This window comes from Pseudomonas brassicae (assembly GCF_010671725.1).
Taxonomy (GTDB): Bacteria; Pseudomonadota; Gammaproteobacteria; order Pseudomonadales; family Pseudomonadaceae; genus Aquipseudomonas; species Aquipseudomonas brassicae.
Window position 1 is genome coordinate 1 of record NZ_JAAHBU010000255.1, and the last position, 8,729, is coordinate 8,729.

Genomic DNA, 8,729 nt, shown 5'->3' on the forward strand with positions numbered 1-8,729 from the left:
TGACCACCCCCGATCGAGCGCGCCCCCGGCGGCGCTTCGCTGGCAAGGCGAGTCGTCGCACCGCAGATCCCACATTTGCTGCAACGCACCATGGCCTGCAGGATCGGCGTTGTCAGCCTTGTTGGTTCGACTCTGGATTTTTGCGGGGGCAGGAGCCTTGGTGGTCCGGCTGCAGATTTCAGTGCGGCCGATGTCCTATTTCGCCGTCGGCAAATGCTCCAGCAAGGTCTTGCACACCCCCGCAATGTGCTCATCCAACAAACCCACCGCACGCTCCACATCCTTGGCCCGACACGCCTCCAGGATTTCACGGTGCTCATGGTCCGCACGCTCCTTGCCCGCCGACAAGCTCATCTGCATGCGCAAGTAACGCTCCAGCTTGTCGTTCACCGAACGAATCAAGCTGACCAGAAACGGCCGCTGCGCCGGCTCGTACAAGCATGCATGCAACTCCCAGTTCAACTCGGCCCAACGCCCCACGTCGTGCTCGCCCACAAACTCCTGGCAAATACGCTCGGCCCGCGCAAACGTAGCCTCGGTCATGTTCGGCACCGCCAGGCGCAACACCTTGTCTTCCAGCAACATGCGCACCTCGAACATCTGCGCCAGCTCGAAGTCCGACAGCCGCGTAACCATCGCCCCACGGTTACGCTGGAACATCACCAGGCCCTCGGCCTCCAGGCGCTTGAGCGCCTCGCGCACAGGGATCTTGCTGACATTGAACTGACGCGCAATGTCGTCCTGGCGGATCGGCTCGTCTTCGTCGAAATGCCCGGCCACGATGGCATCACGCAAGTGCCGGGTAATGATCTCCGAAGTGGAGGGCGTGTTGCCCAGGTCCGGGGCGTTGAGTTTGGGTAGATTCACGGTGGCGATCATTCAGGGGGATTTACGGATATGGTATACGAATTATCCGCAAACGTTCGGCTCCGATGACGACCTGTACCTATCCGTAACTGACTACACGGTGTCGCTCAGGCACTCGGGGTCCAGCGCAACGCTGCCGATCCGGCACACGGGGCCCTGCATCTTCACGTTGAACGCGGCGTCGAGCTCGATGTGGATCGTGCCACCTGGCATGTGCACCGCGACCTGGGCATCCACCCGCCCCAGGCGATGTGCAACGGCTGCCGCTGCGCAACTGCTGGTGCCGGACGACAGGGTGTAGCCCACGCCACGCTCCCAGCTGCGTACCTCGAGGTTGGCGCGGTCTGTGACCCTGACCAGTTGCACATTGGTACGTTCGGGGAACACTGCATGGTGTTCGAGCAGTGGGCCCAGACGCCGCGCCAGCGCCTCGTCGGGCTGGTCGACGAAGACCACGCAATGCGGGTTGCCCATCGACACCCGGTGTGCCTGCAGTTGCTCACCGCCCACAGACAGCGTGGCGGGCTCATCGAAGCGCGCCTGGCCCATCTCGATCGATACCCGTGCGCCATCGTCGAGTACCTGGCTGATCACCACGCCCCCGGCGGTGTGTACCTGGAACGGCTCGCTGCCGACGTGGCCCTGGTCCCACAGGTGGCGTGACAGGATACGCAGGCCGTTGCCGCTTTTCTGCGCCTGCGAACCATCGGTGTTGTAGATCGTCACCCCCAGCGGATCGCCGCTGAAGTGCGGCACCAGAATACCGTCCGCGCCCAGCCCGCGATGGCGGTCGCAGATGCGCACGATGTGTGCGGCCGGCAGCTCGAACGGCTGGTGCCCGGCGTACACCAGGTAATCGTTGCCGGCAGCGTGGTACTTGATGAAATGCATGGGGGGCTCCGTTGTGAATGGCTTTTTTACAACGATAGCCTGCCTGACTCAACCAGGGTCGAAGCCGTCTCCCGACAAGCTCTGTCCCAGATGGGCGAGCAGGGTACTGACCTTGGGTTGCGCCTGGCGGCTGGTCAGCCATGCCAGGTGGATCGGCAGGCCCTGGGTGGCCAGGTGCGGCAGTACCTGCACCAGGCTGCCTTCTGCCAACTGGCGCTTGATCAGCCAGGTGGGCAACTGGGCAATGCCATACCCGGCCAGCACCGCGCTGACCTGGCCTTCGGCATCGCCCACGGCCATGCGCGCCGGCAGGGTTCGACGTTCGGTGTGGCCGGGCTGGGCGCTCGGGAAGTGCCACGGCCCGACCAGCCCATCGTTGAGGCCGTAGACGATGCAATGATGTTGCTCCAGCGCGCGCGCGTGCAGCGGTGTGCCGTGCTGCTCAAGGTAGGCCGGGGCGGCACACAGCACCACCCGCTGCGAGCCCAGGTAGCGGTGGCTGACGCCGGTGGGCCACGCCTGTGGGCCGCCGATGCGCACAAACAGGTCGATGCCCGACTCCACCGGGTCGACGAATCGATCGGAGAAGGTAATGTGCGGCATCAGCAGCCCATGTACGCGCACGCAGGCGAGGATGGCCGGCAAGGCATGCAGACGCCCGAAGGCGGCAGGCAGGTCGATCCGAACGCGGCCACGCGGTTGGCTGTCCTGGGGGTTCAGCGCCAGCTCGGCCTCTTCAAGCTCGGCCAGCACACCGCTGCAGGTACGGTAGAACGCGCGGCCGGCCTCGGTCAGCGCCACGCGCCGGGTAGTGCGCTCGAACAGGCGCGCCTGCAGCCGGGCTTCGAGGCGTGCCACGCTCTTGCTGACTGCCGACCCCGTCAGGTTCAGCCGCTCGGCGGCGGCCTTGAAGCTGCCCAGGTCTGCCACACAGACAAACACGTCGATGCCCTTGAGGCGTTCTGAAGAAAACATGTGCCGTCCTGATTGCTGAATTACATTCACTTTACTCGGTAAAACATGTCGCCAATACGCCAAATATTCCCGAGTAAGCTGGTGTATCGCTTTTCTCGACAGGTGTTCAGCATGCACGATTCAAAGCCCACCGTTCTTGTCACCGGCGCCACTGGCCAGATTGGTGGCGATACCTTGCGTTTCTTGCAGGATGACCCCTCCATTACCCTGGTCGCGGCGGTGCGCTCGCCGGCCAAGGCGCAGCCGTTCGAAGCCCGCGGCATACGCACCGTGATCATGGATTTCGACCTGGAGCACACCCTGGCGCCGGCGCTGTACGGCGTCGACCGGGTGTTGCTGGTGACCGGTTACACGGTGGACATGCTGCGCCAGAGCAAAGCGTTTCTCGACAGCGCCAGGCACGCCGGGGTCGGGCATGTGGTGCACCTGGGCGCCTGCGGCGATGATGCGGCGAGTATCGGGCACTGGGCCTGGCACCAGTTCGTCGAGCGCTACATCGAGTGGTGCGGGTTTTCCTTCACCCACCTGCGCCCGGAGTGCTTCATGCAGAACCTGCTCAGCTACGACGGCACCCAGGCGGTACGCCAGGGGGTGATCGCGCAATACACCGGCGACACGCCGTTCAGTTGGGTGGACGGCGAAGATGTGGCGCGGGTGGCGGCGCAGGCGCTGTTGCACCCGCAGCGTCATGCGGGGCAGACGTATCGCTTGGGTTACGACGTCAAGTCGTACTGCGAGGTGGCACAGTTGATGAGCGAAGTGCTCGGCCAGCCGTTTCGCTATGACGCGCAGTCTCCCGACGTGTTTCTGCAGAACATGCGTGCGGCCGGTGCAGAGATGGCCTACATGCGCTGTGTGCACGACAACTTCACGCGCATGGCGGCGGGGGCGATCCCCGGGGTTGACCAGGTGTTCGACAACTTCCAGGCCATCACGGGGCGCGAGCCGGTGCGCTGGGTGGATTTCGTACGCAAGCACAGGGGCGCGTTCGCGTACTGATAGATACACACATGAATTCTTTGTCTTTACGGTAATCACTATAAAAAATTGGAAATTTTCCTCATAAAAATACAATAGTGTATGTTTGTTCGCGACGCGATCAGCGTAGCCATACACAACAAAAATGAGGCATTTTCCTATGTTCGGGTTGAGACATTTACGCATCAGTACCCGCATCACCGTGCTGGTGCTCGGCATTACCCTGTTTGTCGTCGTGCTCAGTGGCTGGCTGGGGCTGACACTGCACCGGGCCCTGCTGCAAGAGAAAATGGCCGGGGTTGGTACGGCGCTGGATACCGCGTCCAACCTGCTGGCCCACTATGAGCAGCAGGCACGCGAGGGGCACCTGAGCACGCTAGAGGCGCAGCGTCAGGCGGCGCAGGTGGTCAGCGCCCTGCGCTACCTGGGCGACAACTACCTGTTGATCCTCGACCTTGAGCACCGCATGGTCATGCACCCGACTACGCCGGCCCTGGTCGGCAAGCCGCTGGCGGATTTCAAGGACGTCAACGGCAAATTGTTCGCCCGTGAGATGGTGGCCTCGGCCAGGGAGCGCGGCCGGCTACCGTCGAATACTGGTTCCCGCGGGCAGGTTCGCAGCAGCCCGAGTACAAGGTTTCAGAGGTTGCGTTGTTCAAGCCCTGGGGCTGGGTGCTGGCCAGCGGCATCCACCCGCAGGATGTGCGCAGTGCGGTGAACACCGTGCTGTTGGCGCCCGCGTTGCTGGTACTCGCGGCCTTGGTGCTGGTGGCACTGTGCGCCGTGCTGCTGATACGCAGCATTACCCGCCCGTTGAACGACACCGTGCGTGCGCTGGCGCGTGCGACCGACGGCCAGACCGACTTGACGTTGCGCCTGCCCACTGCGGGCAACGATGAGCTGACCCAGGTGGCGCACAGTTTCAACCGGCTGGTGGAGGCTGCGCACCGGGTGACCCGCAGCATGGCCCAGGCCAGCCAGCGGATCTCGAGTACCAGCAGCAGCCTGGGGCAGGTCACCGAGGCTGCGCAGCGCAGCATGCACGCGCAGCAGCAGGAGACCGACAGTGTGGTCGCGGCCATGAGCCAGATGGTCGGTACCGTGCAGGCCGTTGCGCACAATGCCAGTGTTGCCGCGACCTCGACCCAGGACGCCGAGCGCCAGGCAGGGGCGGGTGGGGTAACGGTGCGAGAGGCGGTACAGGCGATCAGTGCCCTGGCCGAAGCCTTGAGCCAGAGCCGGAGCATCGTGGACCAGCTGGCCGTTGACGCGGGTCATGTCGGGCACGTACTGGAGGTGATTACCGCGATTGCCGAACAGACCAACCTGTTGGCGCTCAATGCGGCCATCGAGGCGGCGCGGGCGGGCGAGCATGGGCGTGGTTTTGCGGTGGTGGCGGACGAGGTACGTACCTTGGCCAGGCGCACCCAGCAGTCGACGCTGCAAATCCAGCAGATCATCAGCCGGGTGCAGGCGGGCGCGGGCCAGGCGGCGGCGCAGATCGGTGCCAATGTGGAGGCGGCGCAGCAGCCCGTGGCCGCGTCTGTACGGGCCGGGCAGGTGTTGGAACTGATCACTGCGTCGGCGTCGACGGTCAGCCAGATGACCTTTCAGATCGCCAGTGCTGCAGAGCAGCAGGCGGCCACGGCGGATGAGATCAACCGCAGTGTCACGCGGATTCACGAGGCGTCCTCGGTCAGCGCGCAAACGATCGAGCAGACGCGTCAGTCGTGTGAGGCGTTGCGGGTATTGGCGCAGCAGTTGGAGCAGCAGGTGGGGCAGGTGGTGACCGGGTAGTACGGACCAGGCAGGCGTGCAGACGCCCCGGCAAGCCGGGGCGTCATTGCAACGGCCGGGCGTTACCAGAGTGCCAGGGTGTAATCGATGTTCACGCGCAACTCGTTGTCATCGCGAAACGATGCGCTCGGGGCAAAATCGTTGCGGTACCAGGCATGGCGCACACGCAATGCGACGTTCTTGAACGTGCCACTCTGCACCACATACGACAGCTCGATGTCCTTCTCGCTCTCACTGCGCCCACTCCCACCCAGCGCCGTCGGCAATTCGATGCGACTGCCGTCCAGGTAGCGCAACATGCCCTTGAGGCCCGGCAGCGCCATGCCCGCAAAGTCGTAGTCATAGCGCACCTGCCAGGTACGCTCCCTGGGGTTGAGGAACTCGCTGCTCAACGCCCCTTCGCTGACCACCATCGGCTCGGAACCGGCAATGTAGGGCATCGCCGTGTCACCGCTCAACTGCATGTAGCCCAGCCCCAGGCTGTGTGCGCCCAGGCTGTAGGTGCTCATCAGACCAAAGGTGCGGTTGTCGACCTTGCCCGCCTTGGCCGGCCCGTCCTCGCCACTGACGTGGTAGCGCACATCGGTTTTCAGGCGTCCGCCGCCCAACGGACGGTTGTCGATGAAGCCGACGAAGTTCTGGCGATACAGGTCTTCGAGTTGCGCGTGGTAGTACTTGAGCACAAGCGCATCGGACCACTGGTAGTCACCGCCTGCATAACTGAAGCTGTCCGACTCGGCCGCCCCATTGAAACGCCGGTTGGGCGATGCCAGGGTCATCTTCTGGTAGTCGGTGGAGTCGCGCTGGTTCATGCGGTCAAGCCGGCCGCCGACCAGGGTCAGCTTGTCGATGTCCTGGGTCTTGAGCTGTGCTCCACGGAAGGTCTGCGGTAACAGCCGGGTAGGGCTGGCGAACAGGATCGGCAGGACCGGCGCCAGTGTGCCGCCGTGCAGTTCGGTCCTGGACACTTTGACCTTGCCGGTCAGGCCCAGCTCCGAGTAGTTGTCATGCGGCTCGCGATCCGCCGGGTCGAACGGCAACAGGCCGGTACCGGTACGCCCGGCGCTGGAGTCCAGCTTGAGCCCGAGCATGCCTTGGGCATCCAGGCCGAAGCCGACGGTGCCTGGGGTATAGCCCGAGGTGAAGCGCAGGATGAAGCCCTGCGCCCATTCGCGGGTGGCCGATTGCGCCGAGACGCCCTTGTAGTCGCGGTCGAAATAATAGTTGCGTGCCGTCAGGCTGGCTTTGCTGTCTTCGAAAAAACCCTGGGCCAACAGCACAGGGCTGATGCTGCACAGGGTGCCGAGGGCCAGGGTGGTGTGAACCCGCTTCAGAGTGCTCATGGGGATTGCCTTGTTTTTATTGTTGTTGTGAGGGTTATTCAGGGGCATGCAGCAGCACCCACTGCTGGTCCTGTACCGTGACCAGCGCACGGGCACGCTGGTCGTGGCCGAAGTGATCGGTAGCGCTCAGGTTGTACACGCCATGGGTACCGACCACATCGCGGGTCTGTTCGAGCTGGTCGCGCAAGTGCTGGCGAAATGCGGGCGTGCCAGGCGTGGCGTGTTTGAGCGCGGCCGGCACGGCGGCCTCGACCAGGCGCATGGCGTCATACAGGTAAGCGCCAAAAGGCGACAGGCTGTTGGCGCCGTACTGTGCCTGGTAGTTCTGGGCGTACGCGCTGGCGATGGCCTTGGAGGGGTGGCCGTCCGGCAGCTTGTCCCACACCACCACTGGCCCGACCGGCAGGATCGCACCGTTCAGGGCCTTGTCGCCAATGCGCAGGAACGCGCTGTTGGCCGCCCCGTGGGTGTGGTAGATCGTGCCCTTGTAGCCCAGGCGGCGCAGCTCGGTATGGGGCAGGGCGGCCGGGGTGCCCGTGGCGCCGATCAGTACGGCGTCGGGCTTTTTGCTCATGACCTTCAGCGCCTGGCCACTGACCGAGGAGTCGGTTCGGTTGAAACGCTCGTCGCGCACCAGCTCGATGCCCGCAGCCGGTGCCATCGCGCTCAGCACCTTGTGCCAGTCTTCGCCCCACACATCGTTGTAGCCGATGTAGGCCAGCGTCTTGACCCCGTTCTGCTGCATATGCTCGATCAGCGCCTGGGCCATCAGGGCGTTGGTCTGGGCAACGGTGAAGATCCAGCGCTGCTCGCCCTCGGCCGGGGCGAACGGGGCCAGCGCGATCTGTGCGGTACTGCTCTCCTTGGCGATCTGTGCCACCGCCGCCGAGGTAGGAACGGTGGTTGAGCCGATCAGCAGGTCGACACGCTGCTCGCTGACCAGCTTGCGCGCGTTCTTGGCGGCAGCAGTGCTGTCGCTGCCGTCGTCCAGTACCACGTATTTCACCGCCTGGCCGGCGATCTCCTTGGGCAGCAAGGCGACGGTGTTGCGTTCGGGAATACCCAGCGAGGCGCCGGGGCCGGTGGTTGAGAGAATCACGCCAACGGTCATGTCGGCCTGTGCAGCGGCCGACAGCGAGGCAAGCAATAGCAAGGGAAGAAGAGGTTTCATGCAAGCTCCGTATATTGTTTTTATGGTGTGGCAAACGCTGTGACGCAGCGCTACGTGCCGGTAGCGCGGTTGACCTCCGTGGTGCTGCTGGCGGGTGTGCGGCCCAGGTAGCTTTCGACCACCCGAGGGTTGTCGGCCAGCGCACCGGCGCTGCCCTCAAGCACGATTTCGCCGACCTCCAGCACGTAGCCGTAGTCGGAAATCTTCAGCGCCGCGCGTGCGTTCTGCTCCACCAGCAGGATCGACACACCGCGCTGACGCAGTTGTTCGAAAATCGTGAAGATCTCGCCGATCACCCGCGGCGCCAGGCCCAGGCTCGGCTCGTCGAGCATCAGCAGGCGCGGCTTGGCCATCAGTGCGCGGCCGATGGCGAGCATCTGGCGCTCGCCGCCAGACAGCGTGCACGCGGCCTGTGCGCGTCGTTCGTACATGCGCGGGAACAGGCCGAAGACTTCATCCAGGGTCTGCGCGTGGTCGCGAAAGCCGCGCCGGTGGCGGCTGAACGCGCCCAGGCGCAGGTTGTCCTCGACACTCATCAGGCCAAACAACTCGCGGCTTTCCGGCACCAGCGCCATGCCCTTGTCGATGCGTTGGGCCACGTCGTGGTGGGCCTGTAGCGGCTGGCCCGCGTAGGTCACCTGGCCCTGGGAGGGCAGCAGGCCGATCAGGGCGGCCATCAGGGTGGTCTTGCCCGCACCGTTGGGGCC

The 8,729-nt window shown here is 64.4% G+C and carries 8 protein-coding genes and 1 pseudogene; 3 read left to right on the forward strand and 6 right to left on the reverse strand.

Going from position 1 to position 8,729, the window contains the following annotated elements; genetic code table 11:
- Positions 1-195: 195 nt before the first annotated feature.
- The 3 genes from G3436_RS17345 to G3436_RS17355 form a co-directional block, all read right to left on the reverse strand.
- A complete protein-coding gene (locus tag G3436_RS17345; RefSeq protein ID WP_163947333.1) occupies positions 196-879 on the reverse strand; it encodes a GntR family transcriptional regulator in 684 nt (227 codons plus the stop codon).
- Between the two features lie 81 nt (positions 880-960).
- A complete protein-coding gene (gene dapF, locus G3436_RS17350; protein ID WP_163947336.1) occupies positions 961-1,758 on the reverse strand; it encodes a diaminopimelate epimerase in 798 nt (265 codons plus the stop codon).
- 48 nt (positions 1,759-1,806) lie between these two features.
- Complete coding sequence (locus tag G3436_RS17355; protein ID WP_163947338.1) at positions 1,807-2,733, reverse strand: LysR family transcriptional regulator; 927 nt, start codon at positions 2,731-2,733, stop codon at positions 1,807-1,809.
- 111 nt (positions 2,734-2,844) lie between these two features.
- On the opposite strand from G3436_RS17355, the gene G3436_RS17360 reads away from it, so the two are divergent.
- From G3436_RS17360 to G3436_RS27770, 3 genes and pseudogenes are all read left to right on the forward strand, one after another.
- Positions 2,845-3,732: an SDR family oxidoreductase gene (locus tag G3436_RS17360; RefSeq protein WP_163947341.1), complete on the forward strand. Its 888-nt coding sequence runs from the start codon at positions 2,845-2,847 to the stop codon at positions 3,730-3,732.
- A 268-nt stretch (positions 3,733-4,000) separates the two neighbouring features.
- Positions 4,001-4,429 carry a cache domain-containing protein gene (locus G3436_RS27765; RefSeq protein WP_279538673.1) on the forward strand — a complete coding sequence of 143 codons (429 nt, stop codon included), beginning with the start codon at positions 4,001-4,003 and terminating at the stop codon, positions 4,427-4,429.
- Positions 4,354-5,508 (forward strand): annotated as a pseudogene (locus G3436_RS27770) (methyl-accepting chemotaxis protein); the annotation flags it as partial. The gene G3436_RS27765 and the pseudogene G3436_RS27770, both read left to right, overlap by 76 nt.
- 62 nt (positions 5,509-5,570) lie before the next feature.
- On the opposite strand, the gene G3436_RS17370 reads toward G3436_RS27770, so the two are convergent.
- From G3436_RS17370 to G3436_RS17380, 3 genes are all read right to left on the reverse strand, one after another.
- A complete protein-coding gene (locus G3436_RS17370) occupies positions 5,571-6,851 on the reverse strand; it encodes an OprD family porin (RefSeq protein WP_163947343.1) in 1,281 nt (426 codons plus the stop codon).
- Positions 6,852-6,885: 34 nt separating this feature from the next.
- Positions 6,886-8,022 carry an ABC transporter substrate-binding protein gene (locus tag G3436_RS17375; protein ID WP_163947346.1) on the reverse strand — a complete coding sequence of 379 codons (1,137 nt, stop codon included), beginning with the start codon at positions 8,020-8,022 and terminating at the stop codon, positions 6,886-6,888.
- Positions 8,023-8,072: 50 nt separating this feature from the next.
- Positions 8,073-8,729 (reverse strand): ABC transporter ATP-binding protein (locus tag G3436_RS17380; RefSeq protein WP_163947349.1); only part of this gene is annotated, 657 nt, incomplete at its 5' end.